We start from the raw sequence: 16,648 nt of genomic DNA, 5'->3' as shown, positions 1-16,648 counted from the left end.
CCCATGTCCGACATGATCGAGTTTGACGACCGGGCGGCAAAGGCCGTTGAGGCGATGTATCTGACGCCGGACGTCGTGATGCAGCGCAGCCATGTGATGGCAGCCATGGGCCTGCGGCCTGGTATGCATGCGCTTGATATTGGCGTTGGGCCGGGGCTGCTGGCCTATGACATGGGCAAGGCTGTGACCAAGACCGGCAAGGTGACGGGCATCGATATGTCGCGGCCTATGGTTGAGATGTCGGCCGGGCGCTGCGCTGACATGCCGTGGTGCACGTTTGAGCATGGCGAAGCGGAGCAGATACCGCTGGCGAATGACAGTGTGGATGTGGCGGTGTCAACGCAGGTCTATGAATACGTTTCCGACATGGGCGCGGCACTGCATGAGGCAAAGCGCGTGCTCAAGCCCGGCGGGCGACTTGTGGTGCTGGATACCGATTGGGATTCCATCGTCTGGCACTCGTCCAACCGTGAACGCATGGAGCGCGTGCTGAAAGCATGGGATGCGCATCTTGCGGACCCGCATCTGCCGCGCAAGCTGCCGCACATGCTGGATACCGCAGGCTTTACGGTGACACGGCGCGAACTCATTCCCATGTTCAACCCGGACTGGAACCCGCACAGCTATTCAGCAGGCATCATGAAGGGCATTCAGGGGTTTGTGTCCGGGCGCGACGGCATCAGCGAGGATGAGGCGCGCGCATGGGCGGATGACCTGCGCCAGCTTGGTGAGGACGGGCGCTATTTCTTTTCGCTCAACCGGTATTTGTTTGTGGCGGTGGCAGGTTAGGTAGGGGCACCGGCGGCGGCTGTTGGGGCCGCCGCCGGGCTTTCGCTTTTGGCGCGGTAAGCGGAGCGGGTGTCTGAGGGCGGGTCCCGGTGGGGGCAGCCTTCACCTTGCGAAGGGGATCCGGGAAAGGATCAGGCTGCCTGCCGGTATTGGTCCTCAGCGCTCCATCCGCACCTCCGGCGAAAGCAGTGCGAGGCGGGGCGACTTTGCCTCCGCCTCGGTTTTGGTTGTCATCACCACGTAGCGTAAAGGGCCTGGCGTGCGGGCGTTGAACGGGTAGCAGGTGACAAGCGCCAGTTGCTTGCCCGGTGCTATGGGGTCAATGCCGGACTGGTCCCACGGGACGATTTTTGTGCCGGTCACTTCAAAGGCATGTGTTGAGCCATCTGCATTTGTGACGGTGATTGTCTCGCCCGCCTCCACATGTTCGAGAAACGCAAAATGCGTATCACGGTGCGCAGCAATGATGGAGACGCCGTTGTCGCCGGGGCGAGGTGTTCCCGCCAGGTGTCCCGGGCCCCAAGCCATGGCTTCACCGCTGGCCCCCGCAAGCACGATGGCGCTTTTGCCATGGGCGGGTGCGGAGACTTTTGCAACCGGCCATGTGTCTGCCCAGCTCCATGGCTTGGCGGGTTCGCCCGTCGCAATGGTTTGGGCGAAGGCACGTTCCAGCAACACCTGACCGACCATCGCCTTGGCATCAATGTAGAGACTACCCGCGATGGTGGCTATCCCGCTCAGCAGCAGTGCGCCTGCAGCAAGGCCGATCAGTGTTTTGCGCGTGATCTTCATGCCTCCTCACGGCGATAGAGCACGAGGAGCATGAGACCCATCAACAGCGTTGCCAGTCCCATCATCATCAGCAGCGGACCGGGGGTTGCGCCCTCCGGCAGCGGCACGCCAGCCGCGTTGACGGCAGGGGTGGGCGGTGCAGCGGCAACTTTCAGCACCTGCCATGCAGGGTCAGGGGCCATCATGGCACTGGTGGGCATGGCGGCAGGTGCTGCGCCGAAGACTTTTTCAAAATCCCAGCCGTCGGGCAGATTCACCGGCATGTCGCGGGTCACAAGCTGTTCGCCGTCAGGACGTGACGGGGTGACATCAACAGCCACAAGGCTCGTCAGCCGGCTGACCAGATGGTGGTCGAGGGCAACTTCCAGAATGTCGCGGTCAATCTTCTCCCAGTCGCCACCGGAATACCTGAAGCCTTCAAGGCTTGAGATTTTGCGCCGGGCCCACAGCTTGGAGATGCCGTCGCCTGCCTCAGCCTTGGCCAGAGGCAGGCGCACCAGCCACGGGTCACCTGCGAATGTGCCACCCACTTCCAGCATTTCGCCGGGCTTGGGGGCGCGGGCAAGGCGCGCGGTCATCACAATGGGTTCGCCCTTATAAAGATCAGGCAACGGGTTGGGCCATGCCTCGTTCAGCACGCGCGCGGGCCAGTCCATTTCAAGACCGGTAATGACCGGGGTTTCGAGCTTCTCAAAGAGCTGCGCCATGCGCGGCACAATCTGGTCGGCTGAGCCAATGTGGGTGAAGGCACCCCGACCGACTTCCGCTGCGCGCGTCATGAAGAAAGAGTTGGGGGCAGAGCCGATGCCAACCGTGAACAGGCGCGACCGGCCAAGGCTCTGCGAAATGGTTTCAAACAACTGGACTTCGTTGCCAATGGCGCCATCGGTGAGGAAAATCACCTGACGCAACCGGCTGGTGTCGCCTGGCGTTGCGTCGTTCAGGGAGGCTTGCAGCGGGGCCAGCATTTCCGTGCCGCCGTCAGCTGAAAGGTTGCCCACGAAAGCGCGAGCGATATCGAGGTTTTCCTTGTCGGCGCGTACGGCACCGGCAAATACCTGATCGAACTCATGGTCAAATCGGATGACGTTGAATGTATCATCCGTATCCAGACGATCCAGCGCCATCAGCAGGCTGGCCTTTGCCTGATCCATGGAGGGGCCGGACATGGAGCCGGAATTATCGATCACGAAAATGACTTCGCGCGGGCCTGCGTCTGGCAGTGACGCGCCGGTGGGCGGCGTCAGCATCATCAGCAGGTAGGGTGTTTTGGTGCCGTCTTCGCTGGTGACAGTCTGGGTGAACAGCGCGGCGTTTGGTCCGGTGCCGTCTTTTGGCTGCCATGTAAGTTCAAAGTCCTTGTCAGCGGGCACCTGACCGTTGGGAGCGTCCAGCGATAAGGTGGCGGTCATGTCATCACGATCAAGCGTCACCTTGTGGTGGTGGCTGTTGATGTCGCCAAGCGCAAAACCAGCATCCAGATTGACGGTCAGCGTCACCGGGTTTGTCTTGCCTTGCGTCTCAGGGTTCAGCACCGGCGGCGCAATGCGGTCGCGGTCCGGCACGGGGTCTGTGACAGATGCAAAGCCGGTTGTCTCGCCATTGGGGCCGGTCTGGAAATCAACCATGTGGACGGTGGGGGCGGGCATGTAGCGCGGCGCAACAACCATGGGGAAGCGGATGGCGTATTCGCCCTGATCTACTGTCACGGTCTGCTGATAGGCGATCTGCACGACGATCATTTCGCCGGGGCCTATGTTGGCAACAGAGTTTGTAAACAGGTTGGGGCGCTCCTGTTCAACAAGGGACGCCTTGATGCCGTCTTCCTTGGCGGCTTCGTAAATCTCGCGGGCTTCGCGCTTTTCCTTGATTTGACCTTCAATGAAGCGGTCGCCAATCTGCATCCGCAAGCTGTCAACGGCTGCATCGTCAGGCAAAGGGAACACGTACTTTCCCTCAACCCAACCGTTGGAGGGGTTGAGAAAGCGCTGGGTGACCGTGCCGCGTGCAATGATGCCGGTGATGTCGAGTTGTACATCTGTGGCCACCAGCGGAGCCTGCACGTATTCACCCGGCGTTTGCGTTTCAAACAGCAGCGCGCCTGAATTCATGTCATTGGGGTGGACGACTGCGAGTTTGGGGGCGGGCGCTGTGATGTCCTGCGCGAAGGCATTGATTGCGCCGCCTGTCAGCAAAAGCAGGCCCAGCAAAACCGCAAGGCCGCGCACAACATATGCCGTGCCCTCCCGGTAGTGATTGACCCGTTGGGATACTGCGTATGTCGTCGTCATGTGGTTGTTCCCCTCTCAAGATCCGCAACCGACGGCTTGACCTTGGTGCCGGTCGCGGTGTGAGGAGCAGTAGGCCACCGCAATGGGGCAACATCGCGCGGCCAATGGGGCGAGCGCAGGGGAATTGTAAGGCAAGTTTGTGGCGAGAGCGGCGCGATGGCGTCGAGTTGGCGGCTATGCCGTGTCCAGCAGCGCTGCCATGTGTCTGGCGGCGGGCGTGATATGTCGTTCCTCAACGGCGGCAAAGCCCAGCAGCAGGCCGGGGCGCTGGTTGTTCTTGTTCAGTGTGTAGCGGCTCAATGAGCCTGCAGCGATGCCGTTTTTGGCCAGCATTGCGGCAATGGCGATGTCGTTGCGTTTGCGCCTGAACAAGGCCGGCATCTGCATGCCTGCCTCACGGACCAGTGGTGTGAGGTGTTTGGCGGTGTGATGCTCCAGCGCAGCCAGTACCTTGAGACGGCGGGCGTCATAAAGTTTGCGCATCCGCCGGGCGTGGGCTTCGTAATGGCCGCCATTGAGAAAGTCTGCCAGTGCCAGTTGCGGCAGTCCGGGCGCGGTGTGGCCGGTGTTGCGGATGGCGGTGTTGAACGCTTCTGCATGGGCTTTGGGCGCAATCAGGTAGCCGATGCGCAGGCTTGGGAAAAACGTTTTTGAAAACGTGCCGATATAGACAACCCGCCTGCCGCCTTCCAGCCCCTGCAACGACGACAGCGGGCGGCCCTGATAGCGGTACTCGCTGTCGTAATCGTCCTCGATGATCCATGCGTCGGTGCTGTCGGCTAGGTCGAGCAGGGCGAGGCGGCGAGCGAGCGACATGGTGACGCCCATGGGGAACTGGTGTGAGGGCGTCACGTAGATGAGGCGCGGACGGGTGCGGGTTTTGCGGGCGGCTTCAAGGTCCATCCCTTCGTCATCCACTGGCACCGGCACAAGCGTGGCGCCTGCACCAATGAAGGCCCCGCGCGCGCCGCCATAGCCGGGGTCTTCGACCCAGACTTTGTCGGCAGGGTCGATGAGCAGGCGGGATGCCAGATCAAGCGCTGCCTGCGCTCCTGCCGTGATGATGATTTGCTCAGGGTCGCACACAACCCCGCGCGCCAGCTTGATGTGGGTGGCGATTGCCTGGCGGAGGGTAGGCAGTCCGCCGGAGTGGCGATAGTCGCCAACAGCAGTCATGTTTTTGGCAGCGCGGGCTGCAAGCCGCGTCCATCCGGCAAAGGGAAACGCATCAAACGCCGGGACGCCGGGTTGAAAGGCGTAGCCAAAGCGGCCGGGCGTAGGCGGCACCGGTCGAATGGCAGTAGCAAGCGCTTTACCCCGTTTTGAAAGAGGCGGCGGAGGGAGGTCTGCCGTGTTGGCCGATGCGCCGGTCGCTAAAAAGGCGTCAGGGTCAATCGTGGCCACACGGGTGCCGGAGCCGACGCGGGCTTCCAGATAGCCTTCGGCAATCAACTGGTCATAGGCATCGGCCACGGTATTGCGGCCAAGGGAAAGTTCCGCTGCGAGGCTTCGCGTTGCGGGAAGGCGTGTGCCTGCGGGCGTTTGCCCCGTGGCAATGGCCGTGCGCAGAGCCTGCGCGAGTTGTGTGTGCAGAGGTGTGGCACTGGTGCGGTCAACAGTGAGGCCGGGCAGCGCGGCAGCAAGCGTGGCGGGCATGATGGGGCCTCCTGATTGGCCCCATAGTTTCTGCATAATTGGCGCTATAAGCCAAGCCAATTTTGGCCAATATTTTTTGCCCAACCAACGGAAGAGACCAATGGCCAAAGATCACACGCAACCGGCTACGGCTGAGACGTATCAAAAGACGACGCGTACCAAAGTACGGATTCATCAGCGTGCGGATTATGCCCGCGCGACGGTGCACAACATTCTGGATGCCGGGTATGTGGTGCATCTGGCATTCGTCCATGACGGCGCGCCGGTGGTCATTCCGACATTCTATGTGCGCGATGGTGAAAGCCTGCTGATCCATGGCAGCCGGAAGACGCGGATGTTCAAGGCATTGGCGCAGGGTATGCCGCTATGCGCCAGCGTCACGCATCTGGATGGGCTGGTGCTGGCGCGGTCGTGGTTTCATCACTCGATGAACTACAGGTCTGTGAGCGTGCATGGGCAGGCTGTGGAAGTGACCGGCGATGCTGAGCGGTTGCAGGCGCTAAGGCTTGTCATGGAGCGTATTGCACCGGGACGTGCAGACGGATCGCGTCCGCCCAATGCGCAGGAAATGAAGGCGACCGTGGTGCTGCGCATTCCGCTGGATGAAGCCGTTGCAAAGGTGCGCACAGGTGGCCCCAACGATGACGAGGCTGACCTTGATCTGCCGTATTGGGCAGGCTGTGTGCCGATCGAAACACGGCATATGGCACCCGTAACGTCGCGCACCATGCGCCAGAAAGTCGCTGTTCCTGATGCCATTGTTGCCCTGGCGTCAACCGGTTGAGGAGGTGGGAAAAGGTGTTGGTTTGACGGTTGCGACGGGTCAGTGGCAGCTATACGGTCTGGCTCATTGTTGATTTGTTGAGCCACCTAAAAAGCGGAAAGACCCTCCCATGGCGCTGCCTGAAAACTTCCTGTCCAAGTCTCTCGCCCGTGTTCAGCCTTCGGCCACCATTGCGGTGACGCAGAAGGCGCGTGACCTCAAGGCGCAGGGGCGTGACGTTATCGGGCTTGGGGCCGGCGAGCCGGATTTTGATACGCCGGACAACATCAAGGCGGCCGCGATCGAGGCGATCAACCGGGGGGAGACAAAGTACACCGCCGTTGACGGCATTCCTGAGCTGAAGGAAGCCATTGCTGCCAAGTTCAAGCGTGAAAACGGGCTGGATTATTCGGCGGACGAGTGTTTTGTCGCGCCGGGCGGCAAGCCGATTATCTACAACGCCATGATGGCGACGCTGAACCCCGGCGATGAGGTGGTGATCCCGACACCTTATTGGGTGAGCTATCCTGACATTGTGCTGCTTGCCGGTGGCGAGCCCAAGTTTGCGCCCACCACCATTGAAACCAGTTTCAAGCTGACCCCCGAAGCGCTGGATGCGGCGATCACGCCCAAGACCAAGTGGCTTATCTTCAACTCGCCATCCAACCCGTCGGGCGCGGCCTACTCGCGCGACGAGCTCAAGAAGCTGACGGACGTGCTGATGAAGCACCCGCATGTGTGGGTGCTGACCGACGATATGTATGAGCATCTGGTGTATGACGAGTTTGAGTTCGTGACGCCGGTGCAGGTTGAGCCTACGCTGCGCGACCGCACGTTGACCATGAATGGTGTGTCCAAGGCCTATTCCATGACCGGGTGGCGCATCGGCTATTGCGCTGCGCCCAAAGAGCTTCTGGCGGCGATGCGCAAGTTGCAGTCGCAGTCAACCTCCAACCCGACCAGCATCAGCCAGTGGGCCGCGGTTGAAGCGCTTAATGGCACGCAGGATTTCATTCCGAAGAATGCAGCCGTGTTCAAGGAGCGGCGCGACCTTGTGGTGTCGATGCTGAACCAGGCGACGGGCCTTGAGTGCCCCACGCCTGAAGGCGCGTTTTATGTCTATCCGTCGTGCCGTGGGTTGATTGGCAAAAAAACAGAAGACGGCACCGTCATCGACAGCGACGAAGCCTTTGCAACCGCGCTGTTGGAGCAGGAAGGCGTGGCTGTGGTGCATGGTGAAGCGTTCGGCCTCTCGCCGTTCTTCCGCATTTCATACGCCACATCGACCGAGGCTCTGGAAGAAGCCTGCACGCGCATTCAGCGGTTTTGTGCCAGCCTCAGATAGGCAAATGCGGGATCAGTCTTCTGGTCAAGCCGAAGGGATGATGCCGACTGCACAACCAATATTGATCTGACCCCCAATCAGCGAAGCCGAGGGCGCCGGCCCATTTTGTACTTGCATATGTTATATTATAACATTACGAGTCCGCTTCTTTGGTCGAACAAGCGTACGAAATGAGGGGCAGATGATGAAGATGGGGACGATAAAGCAGATGGCCGCCGGAGCGGTGCTTGCAGGAGGAATGTTGGCTTTGAGTGCTCCGGCTCACGCCAGCGGCGGCATTTTTGAGGTCATTCATCCCGAAGTTGTTGAAGGGGGCTTCGAGTTTGAATCCCTCAACACACTTTTCACGGAAGACCTGCCGGCGGGTGAAGAGCGTTCCGTTCACGAAATTGCGCTTGGTGTTGGCGTCACTGACTGGTGGAAGACAGTGGCTGCATTCGAGATTGCTAATCCGGAAGACGTAACGGCTGAACTCGAAGCCTTCGAGTGGGAAAACATTTTTATTCTCTGGCAGGGTGGTGAGAGCAGCGATGGCCACGATCACGACCACGATCATGACCATCACGGGCATGGCGGTGGTCCTGTTGTTGGCTTCTACGCAGCGCTTGAAGTGCCGAACAAGGACGGCATCGGAAAAGGCGGACTTGCCCTTGGTCCTATCGCCGAGTTTGGCGTGGGGTCGTTTTCGGTCATCGGCAACCTGTTTGTCGAAATACCCTTTGAAGATGGCAAAGATGCCGGGCTTGGCTATGCGTTGAGTGCAAACACACCGATTGCCGAGAGCTGGAAGGCTGGTGTTGAAGCCCACGGTGATATTGAGGAAGCCTTCGGCAATGCCCCTGACCTCAAGGACCAGACGCACTACTTTGGTCCGGCGGTCTATCACGAAGCCGATCTTGGACGCGGCCGTGTTCTGGAAACGCGCTTTACCGTGCTGCCGGGCCTCACAAGCAATGGCAGCCGTGACCTTGCGCTTTCGTTCAACGCAGAGCTCAAGTTCTAGGCAGATAAGACACGGGAGGTGGCCACCATGACTCTTCAGTCCTCACAGGTTGCGTCAGACAGCCGCCTCCCTGTCACCGTTCTTTCGGGGTTTCTCGGTGCGGGCAAGACGACGCTGCTCAACCACATTCTGAACAATCGCGAGAACCGTCGCGTTGCCGTGATTGTAAACGATATGAGCGAGGTAAATATCGATGCTGATCTCGTGCGGGAGGGCGATGCAGGGCTTAGCCGCACCGATGAAACGCTCGTTGAGATGACAAACGGGTGCATTTGCTGCACGTTGCGCGAAGACCTCCTGCTTGAGGTGCGCCGCCTCGCGCAGGAAGGCAGGTTCGATCATCTGGTCATTGAATCGACCGGCATATCCGAGCCGCTTCCGGTTGCCGCCACATTCGATTTTCGCACTGAGGAGGGGGAGAGCCTCTCTGACATGGCGCGTATTGATACGATGGTGACAGTCGTGGATGCAGCGACCCTGCTGAGTAACTACGCATCACAGGACTTCCTGCGCGATCGAGGCGAGTCTTTGGGCGACGATGATACGCGGTCGCTTGTTGATCTGCTGGTTGACCAGATTGAGTTTGCGGACGTGATCCTTCTCAACAAGGCCGACGCTGCAACACCCCAACAGATGGATGCCGCGAGAAAGATTGTCCGTAGTCTTAATCCGGACGCGGATGTTCTGGAAACGATCGAGTCCAGGGCGCCTCTGGACCGGGTGCTTGATACCGGGCGTTTCGATTTTGAAAAAGCTCAGGAACACCCTCTCTGGTTCAAGGAGCTTTTCGGATTTTCAGAGCACGTCCCGGAGACCGAGGAATATGGCATCTCCAGCTTCGTGTATCGGGCCCGTGCGCCTTTCGACCCAACGAAGTTTCATAACTTCATCAATTCGTCCTGGCCCGGCATCATTCGTACCAAAGGGCATTTCTGGCTTGCGACACGGCCTGAATGGGTTGGTGAGCTGTCTCAGGCCGGTGCGCTGGTTCGCACTGAAGCGCTTGGTTTTTGGTGGACGGCCATCCCCAAGGAACGGTGGCCCGATCACCAGGAATGGCGTGATCACCTGTATCAGAATTGGGATGAGCAGTTCGGTGACAGGCGCCAGGAGATTGTCTTCATCGGTACAGAGTTCGACGAGGCGGCCATCCGCGCGCAGCTGGATGCGTGTTTGGTCCCGCTGTCGGGCAATGGGGGATTGGAAATGTCCCAGTGGGCAAAGATGCCGGATCCGTTCCCTGAGTGGCAGCGCGGTGAGGCGGCTGGGTGATGAACACTGCAGCTGCGCATATAGACGCCGCCAGACTGTATGAGACACCATGGATTAGCCTGCCACGGTCAGCGCGAGTTCCATCTCTGGCGGCTGCGTGGCTTGACACGCTTGATCCCATGCATCTGCCTGATGGCCGTTTTGATGCTGCACCCGGCGATATAGAACTTGGCATTACAGCGCTGCTGGCGGTGGCAAAAACGCCGCCGTCTGGCTGGCAGAGCTGGTTTGCAAAAGACTGCGCGGCGATGGCAGACGGTTTTGCGTACCAAATGGGAGCGCTGCGGTTATGCGTCCGGCTTGATCGGATCGACGACAATGGCTGCTGCCGTATTCACGCTGATGTGGCAACCGCGCGGATGGTGTGTACCTATCGCGGACCATCTACCTGCGTTGTGCCGATCGGTCATGTCAGCACGGCAACCGAAAATCCCGATACCTATGACGGCCCGTTCGTTACGCCAGACCGGTTTGAGGCGGCGGTTTTGCCTGGCACGCTGTCAGCGTCGCCCGCGTTGCACCGGTCTCCGCGAATTGAGGGCACAGGACTGGTCAGGCTGTTGTTGGTTGTGTCGCCCCTATAGGGGCTGTGTGCCTGATGGGGCTAATACCCCATCTGCGCAATCTGCTGCCTGAGAGCCGCGATGCGGGTTGTGGGGTCGGGGTGCGTGGACATGAACTCGGGCGGGCGGCGTCCGCCGCCTTCGTTGGCCATTTTCTGCCATAGGGCAACCGACTGGTGCGGGTTGTAGCCGGCCTTGGTCATGTAGTTGAGACCGATTGAATCTGCCTCCAGTTCATGGCTGCGCGAATAGGGCAGCAGCACGCCGAATTGCAGGCCCAGGCCCAGCGCCGAAATAAGCGGGGCACCGTAGCTTACATCTGAGGCTGCTACAGCAACCTGCGCCGCCGTCATGCCCACCTGGCTGGCAATGCCCTGGCTGTAGCGTTCCGCGCCGTGTCGTGCGCGCACATGGCCAACCTCGTGGCCCATGATGGCTGCAAGCTGGGCATCGTTATCCACGAAGTCCATCATGCCGGTGTAAAAGCCCACCTTGCCGCCGGGCAGTACGAAGGCATTTTTGTCGTCGGACTCAAAGGCTTCGTATTCCCAATTCATATTGTTCATGTTGGCGGCAGTGGTGATTTTGCGGCCGACGCCCCGCAGACGGTTTTTGTATTTCGGGTCGCGGGCGATTTTTTCTTTTTTCTTGAGGTCGCTCCATGCGCGCGCTGACAAGGACGCCATCTGGCCATCGCTCACCAGCATCAGCTGGTTGCGTCCCAGTTGCTCGTTGTAGGCGCAGCCGGTGAAGGCCACGATGGACCCGGCAGCCAGGCCGAGCATGATCTCGCGGCGGTTCATGCGGATGGGTCTGACCGAGGTATCCAGCGTTACCACGGGTGATTTGACGGATTGTATGTCTCGCGTCTGCATGATCGGATATCCCCTTACATCAGCTTTTTCGCGGGTGGGCGCACGCTTACCTGACGGAATTATAGCGCGATCGGGCGCGCTGCGCGATTCGAACCGGAAAGGCCTTGTCCATAAATTGCAGGCGGGTAACCCGGGCTCGCATACCACTGACGCAGGTGTGACTTGCTCTTGGGCAGTGGAAGCCCATCATTGATGCAGGCACACCGACTGCTGACCATGCCCCTTTGCCGACCAAGCCAATCTGCCGACCATGCCCATGAAAGGCCACACCATCCATGTTGATAAAGCGCCCCCGTCCCTGGGAAGTGTCCGAGAACCTCGTCACGCCTGAGCATGTGTTCATGAACCGCCGGGCTTTTTTGCGCGGATCGTCGGCCACCATCGCCTGTGCCGCAGCGCTTGGGCTTGCGGGATGCGGCGAGGCTGCTGAAGCGCCGACCGCCGGGCCAAACAGCGAAGCCGCGCTGACGCAAAAGGCGGCAGAGCTTTTCCCTTATCCCAAGAATACATCCATTCCGATTGACAGGCCCCTTACGGATGAAAGCGTGTCGTCCACCTACAACAACTTTTACGAGTTCGGATCGCACAAACGTATTGCCAGTGCCGCAGAAGCGCTGGTGTCGCGGCCGTGGCGTATCGAGATTGCGGGCGAGGTGGATACACCCATCGAGATTGATATTGATGAGCTGATTGCGCAGATGCCGCTTGAAGAGCGCATCTACCGGCTGCGCTGTGTTGAGGCTTGGTCGATGACAGTGCCCTGGTCGGGCTTTCCGCTGGCAGCGCTTGTTGACTTCGCCAAACCCAAATCATCGGCGCGCTATTTGAAGATGCAAACCTTCATGGACCCGGATGTGGCGTCAGGCCAGCGGCAGCGCTGGTACCCGTGGCCCTACACCGAAGGCCTCACCATGGCAGAAGCGCGCAACGAATTGGCGTTCATGGCAACCGGCGTTTATGGCAAGCCCCTTGGTGAGCAGTTTGGGGCGCCCATCAGGCTGGCTGTGCCTTGGAAATACGGCTTCAAGTCCATCAAGTCTGTGGTGCGGTTCGAGTTTACCGGCACCAAGCCGGTGAGTTTCTGGGAAGAGATTGCGCCCAAGGAATATGGCTTTTGGGCAAACGTGAACCCCGAAGTGCCGCATCCGCGCTGGAGCCAGGCAACCGAGGAAGTGCTGGGCACTGGTCGCCGCGTGCCGACACTATTGTTCAACGGGTATGAAGAGCAGGTGGCGTCGATGTACAAGGGTCTGGAAGCGCAAAACCTCTATAGGTGAGCCGCGTCGGTTCGGCTGTGAGAGCCTGCCATGCAGGTTTGGGCTTGCGGTGGCCGCTTTGAAACACGACTGTGTGCGCCGGTTATTTCTGACCGCGCCTCAAGGCCTTCCCCATGTCACTTCCTCCTGCACCTGCTCCCGGTTCAAGCCCCGCGCTCGCGATGCCGCGCTGGGAACTGGTGGCGATGGTGGCAGCGCTGATGGCGCTCAATGCGCTGGCCATTGATGTGTTCATTCCCGCTTTGCAGGAAATTGGCGAAGCGCTGAGCGTTGAGGATGAAAACCGCCGTCAGTTCGTGATCTCGGCCTACATCATGGGCTTTGGCATTGCGCAGCTTTTTTACGGCACGATCTCCGATAGGTTTGGCCGACGCCCGGTGTTGATGTTCGGACTTGGTGTGTATGTGGCCGCGTCTGCGGTGGCGGTCTATTCGCCAAACTTTGAAACCCTGCTGGCAGTGCGGTTCGTGCAGGGCATCGGCACGGCGGCTACCCGCGTCATTGCTGTGTCCGTCGTGCGCGACACCTTTGGCGGGGCGCGCATGGCGTCCGTCATGTCGCTGGTGATGATGGTATTCATGGCGATACCGTTGATTGCACCCAATGTGGGCCAGGTCATCATTTTGTTTGGCAACTGGCAGTCGGTGTTCTGGGTCACCGGCATTCTGGGTGTTGTCATGGCGGTGTGGAGTTACATCCGTCTGCCAGAAACGCTGCACCCTGAATACCGTATGCCGCTGACCTTTGTGCGGGTGTCCGCAGCGTTCAGGGTGGTGGTCACGACGCGGGCCTCTTTCGGGTATGCGTTGTCCACGGCGCTCACATTCGGCGTGCTGTTTGCCTTTATCAATCAGGCGGAACAGTTGTTCACGCAGACATTCAGCCTGGGTGATTATTTTACGCTCGCATTCAGCGGCATTGCGGTTTTCATGGCGGGCACCAGCTTCATGAACTCACGCCTGGTGGAGCGTATGGGTATGCGGCGTCTGTCGCATACAGCGCTGTTGTGCTTCACGGGATTGATTTTACTGGCTCTGGTGTTGTCGCTGGTCATGGGGGCGAGCCTGCCGTTCTGGTTGTTTTGCATCTTGATGGCGACGATCTTTGCCTGCTTCGGCTTCATCGGTACCAACTTCAATGCCCTGGCCATGGACCCGCTGGGCCACGTGGCGGGCACTGCATCCTCCGTACTCGGATTTTTGCAGACCTTCGTGGGTGGTATCATGGGAGCCACCATTGGCTACATGTATGACGGCACAGTGGTGCCGCTGTTTGCGGGCTATTTGATGTTGGCGCTTGGTGCCATTGCCTGCGTGGCCATGGCCGAGGGCGGGCGCTTGTTTGGTGCCGATGATGATCTGTCGGTTGCCCCGCCCGTGCCGCAGGATGCGGACTAGCCTGGCATTTTTTCAAAAGCCGGTATTGCCGGGTCCAGCGCCACCCACGGGGCTTTCTCACTGACATAGACGTTGGAGATGGGGGTGAAGGCACCTGCATTGTCCAGCGTTGCAGCAAACAGGTTGAGCAGTGCTGTGTTTCCGGCAGACTGCGCGTGGACGCGGGTGCCACACAGCGCGCATAGGGCTGTGGTCACGGTATGGCCGCTCTCAGAAGTGCGTGTGAACTCGATGCGGCTGCCCGAGACACTCACACTGTTCAACGGCACGGACAGTGCGGACACATACGGTGCGCCGCTGCCTGCCTGGCATGCGCGGCAGTGGCAGTTGCAACTCCACACTGGCTGTGAGGTGCAGACATACCGCACTGCGCCACATATGCAGCCCCCCTCAAACGGCATTTCGAATGTTTGTCCTGTCATCAAGTACCCTTAGAGCATTTCGAATGCCGGTATCAGAGCCCTACCGTGTGGCGATGAAAAGACTCTTGGAAAAGAAAAAGGCCGGGTTCGCGTTACGCAGCGAACCCGGCCTTGTCCTTAGGCGGCAGGCTTTTAGGGGGGTGCCTTGCCGCCGGCGCGTGCGGGGCCTCAAGGGGAGGAGTGGCCCGGCTCGCAGCCTCGATGCAACGTCTTGGGGAGAGGACGCATCGAAGGAGCGCGGCTCTTGCAAACCGCTGATGGCGCAGAAATAGGCTTTTGCTGCACTGCATTCAAGCATTCTGCCTTCAAACCAACCATGCACTGAGTGCATAGCTTGATTTGGCCTGAATAACCGTCGGTAGGGTATTGAAAATGCTGCGTTTTTCGGCAAATGCGGAGTGCTAGTACGTCCACTCGCGGGCTTTTTCCAACAGGAAGTCGCGCATCACGGTGATCCGTTTGGTATCCCGCAGTTCGGCCGGATAAACAAAATAGGTGTCGAAATGCGGCACTTCCACATCCGGCAGCACCCGCACCACGTCGGGGTGATGGCGAATGATGTAGTCGGGCAGGGAGCCGATGCCAAAGCCTGATTCCACGGCCTTGAGCACGCCATAGATATTGTTGACCCGGAAATACGGCTCGCGCGCACGACCGTCCTGCAGACCTGCCGTCTGCAACCAGTTGACGTCCTGCAGGGCAAGCGGTGCGGCGTCGCCATAGACCACGATGTCGTGATTATCGATGTCGGCCAGCGACTTGGGTTCACCGCCCTTGCGGGCCAGATAATCCCTGGTGGCATACAGATGATAATGCACGCGGAACAACTTGCGCTGCACCAGATCCTGCTGCACCGGCGGGTGGAAGCGCACGGCCACGTCGGCTTCACGCATGGACAGGTCGAGCTCGCGGTCATCCACAATAAGATGCAGGTTGATTTTCGGGTACCTGTCAGTGAACTCCTTGAGGCGCGGCACCAGCCAGTTGGCGCCAAAGCCGACCGTCGTGGTCAGCTTGAGGTCGCCGGATGGTTCGCCCTTGGTTTCACGCAGACGGCTCTCAGTGTCGGCCAGCCGGGTAAACACCTCGCGGGTGGTGCCATACAGCACTTCGCCGGTTTCGGTGAGCAGAAGGCCGCGGGCGTGGCGATGAAACAATGTGAGGCCCAATGACTCCTCAAGGGCCGAGATCTGCCGGCTGACGGCAGACTGGCTCAGGCTGAGCTGCTCACTGGCATGGGTGAAGCTGCCCGCCTCGGCGGCCGCATGAAATATGCGCAGCTTGTCCCAGTCCATCGTCCAACGCCCCCAGACCCTAAGTCTTGTCGTCTGCTTTTCCCGCGGTTCATGCGCGGGTGATGGCTCTATATCCGATGCACAGCGATTCGGCGCAAGGGAAACCGGTGGCATTTATCACAGGCGCATCTATGCACGAAGACGCACGGATGCGCCTGAAATGCTTGGAAACGGCAAGTGACCGCGACCGGGCTGGCGATAATTTACCCAAGCGCTTAAACCGCTGGGCATGATGAACAAACCCGTTTTGACCCCTCCCGACCTGGTGATTTTCGATTGCGATGGCGTGCTCGTTGATAGCGAGACTGTCTCCAACGAACTGCTGGCAATCGCCGTTACCGCGCTCGGCTGGCCCACAACAACAGCCCAGAGCCACCAGCGGTTTCGGGGCCGGTCGATGCGCTCCACAGTTGAAATAATTGAAGCTGAGACCGGTATTTCTGTCCCGGATGGTTGGGCGCTGGAGACGCGGGCGCAGATCAGGCAGGCGGTGATTGAAACGGTGACGGCTATCACCGGCATTCACACGGTGGTTGAACGCGTGTCTGCTGCAGGTGTGTCGCGCTGCGTGGGGTCGTCCAGCCCGCCTGATTATCTGCAACAGGTGCTGGCACGCACCCTGCTGGACCATCATTTCGGGGCGGATGTGTTCAGCGCCACCATGGTGGCAAACGGCAAGCCAGCGCCGGATCTGTTCCTGTTTGCCGCGTCACAGATGGGCCACACGCCTGAACGCGCCGTGGTGATTGAAGACACGGTTCCCGGTGTTGAGGCAGGAATAGCTGCGGGTATGCGGGTCATCGGCTATGCAGGGGACGCGCATACGGATGCAGATGCGCTGGCAACGGCGGGCGCTGTGGTCGTCCGTGATACGGCCGAAGTACCCTTGCTGATCGGGCTTGGGTAGC

Annotated in this window: 15 protein-coding genes; 9 read left to right on the top strand and 6 right to left on the bottom strand. The window is 59.8% G+C overall.

Annotated features, from left to right (window positions below; translation table 11 throughout):
- Positions 1-3: 3 nt before the first annotated feature.
- A complete protein-coding gene (locus tag RIB87_RS13955; RefSeq protein WP_350147715.1) occupies positions 4-789 on the top strand; it encodes a methyltransferase domain-containing protein in 786 nt (261 codons plus the stop codon).
- A gap of 156 nt (positions 790-945) precedes the next feature.
- On the opposite strand, the gene RIB87_RS13950 is transcribed toward RIB87_RS13955, so the two are convergent.
- The 3 genes from RIB87_RS13950 to pdxR all read right to left on the bottom strand — a co-directional run bounded on the left by RIB87_RS13950 (position 946) and on the right by pdxR (position 5,528).
- Complete coding sequence (locus RIB87_RS13950) at positions 946-1,581, bottom strand: class GN sortase (RefSeq protein WP_350147713.1); 636 nt, start codon at positions 1,579-1,581, stop codon at positions 946-948.
- A complete protein-coding gene (locus RIB87_RS13945; protein WP_350147711.1) occupies positions 1,578-3,872 on the bottom strand; it encodes a marine proteobacterial sortase target protein in 2,295 nt (764 codons plus the stop codon). Before RIB87_RS13945 ends, RIB87_RS13950 begins: the two co-directional genes overlap by 4 nt.
- A gap of 174 nt (positions 3,873-4,046) precedes the next feature.
- A complete protein-coding gene (pdxR, locus tag RIB87_RS13940) occupies positions 4,047-5,528 on the bottom strand; it encodes a MocR-like pyridoxine biosynthesis transcription factor PdxR (RefSeq protein ID WP_350147708.1) in 1,482 nt (493 codons plus the stop codon).
- A 100-nt stretch (positions 5,529-5,628) separates the two neighbouring features.
- Here pdxR and RIB87_RS13935 point away from each other — a divergent pair, with 100 nt between their 5' ends.
- From RIB87_RS13935 to RIB87_RS13915, 5 genes are all read left to right on the top strand, one after another.
- Positions 5,629-6,312, top strand: a complete 684-nt coding sequence (locus tag RIB87_RS13935) for a pyridoxamine 5'-phosphate oxidase family protein (protein WP_350147706.1) — start codon at positions 5,629-5,631, stop codon at positions 6,310-6,312.
- A gap of 109 nt (positions 6,313-6,421) precedes the next feature.
- Positions 6,422-7,636 carry a pyridoxal phosphate-dependent aminotransferase gene (locus tag RIB87_RS13930; RefSeq protein WP_350147704.1) on the top strand — a complete coding sequence of 405 codons (1,215 nt, stop codon included), beginning with the start codon at positions 6,422-6,424 and terminating at the stop codon, positions 7,634-7,636.
- Positions 7,637-7,883: 247 nt separating this feature from the next.
- Complete coding sequence (locus tag RIB87_RS13925) at positions 7,884-8,639, top strand: hypothetical protein (RefSeq protein WP_350147702.1); 756 nt, start codon at positions 7,884-7,886, stop codon at positions 8,637-8,639.
- A 27-nt stretch (positions 8,640-8,666) separates the two neighbouring features.
- Positions 8,667-9,911 (top strand): zinc metallochaperone GTPase ZigA, encoded by a 1,245-nt coding sequence (zigA, locus tag RIB87_RS13920; protein WP_350147700.1) that lies wholly within the window; start codon positions 8,667-8,669, stop codon positions 9,909-9,911.
- Positions 9,911-10,495, top strand: a complete 585-nt coding sequence (locus RIB87_RS13915) for a DUF1826 domain-containing protein (RefSeq protein WP_350147698.1) — start codon at positions 9,911-9,913, stop codon at positions 10,493-10,495. Before zigA ends, RIB87_RS13915 begins: the two co-directional genes overlap by 1 nt.
- A gap of 20 nt (positions 10,496-10,515) precedes the next feature.
- Here RIB87_RS13915 and RIB87_RS13910 read toward each other — a convergent pair whose 3' ends face one another.
- Positions 10,516-11,349, bottom strand: coding sequence for a M48 family metallopeptidase (locus RIB87_RS13910; RefSeq protein ID WP_350147696.1), 834 nt, complete (start codon positions 11,347-11,349; stop codon positions 10,516-10,518).
- A gap of 275 nt (positions 11,350-11,624) precedes the next feature.
- Between RIB87_RS13910 and msrP the strand changes: the two genes are divergently transcribed.
- Both msrP and RIB87_RS13900 read left to right on the top strand, forming a co-directional pair.
- Complete coding sequence (gene msrP, locus RIB87_RS13905; protein ID WP_350147694.1) at positions 11,625-12,626, top strand: protein-methionine-sulfoxide reductase catalytic subunit MsrP; 1,002 nt, start codon at positions 11,625-11,627, stop codon at positions 12,624-12,626.
- 113 nt (positions 12,627-12,739) lie between these two features.
- Positions 12,740-14,023 (top strand): multidrug effflux MFS transporter, encoded by a 1,284-nt coding sequence (locus RIB87_RS13900; RefSeq protein ID WP_350147692.1) that lies wholly within the window; start codon positions 12,740-12,742, stop codon positions 14,021-14,023.
- Here the strand turns inward: RIB87_RS13900 and RIB87_RS13895 are convergent.
- Together RIB87_RS13895 and RIB87_RS13890 are read right to left on the bottom strand one after the other, a co-directional pair.
- Positions 14,020-14,424 carry a GFA family protein gene (locus RIB87_RS13895; RefSeq protein WP_350148224.1) on the bottom strand — a complete coding sequence of 135 codons (405 nt, stop codon included), beginning with the start codon at positions 14,422-14,424 and terminating at the stop codon, positions 14,020-14,022. The genes RIB87_RS13900 and RIB87_RS13895 overlap by 4 nt on opposite strands.
- Before the next feature lie 422 nt (positions 14,425-14,846).
- Positions 14,847-15,740: a LysR family transcriptional regulator gene (locus RIB87_RS13890; RefSeq protein ID WP_350147689.1), complete on the bottom strand. Its 894-nt coding sequence runs from the start codon at positions 15,738-15,740 to the stop codon at positions 14,847-14,849.
- 247 nt (positions 15,741-15,987) lie between these two features.
- Between RIB87_RS13890 and RIB87_RS13885 the strand changes: the two genes are divergently transcribed.
- Positions 15,988-16,647, top strand: coding sequence for an HAD family hydrolase (locus tag RIB87_RS13885; RefSeq protein WP_350147687.1), 660 nt, complete (start codon positions 15,988-15,990; stop codon positions 16,645-16,647).
- Position 16,648 lies beyond the last annotated feature (1 nt).

Origin of the sequence: Pyruvatibacter sp., assembly GCF_040219635.1 — a bacterium.
Lineage (GTDB): Bacteria > Pseudomonadota > Alphaproteobacteria > CGMCC-115125 > CGMCC-115125 > Pyruvatibacter.
This window is presented reverse-complemented; position numbering and strand designations above follow the sequence as displayed.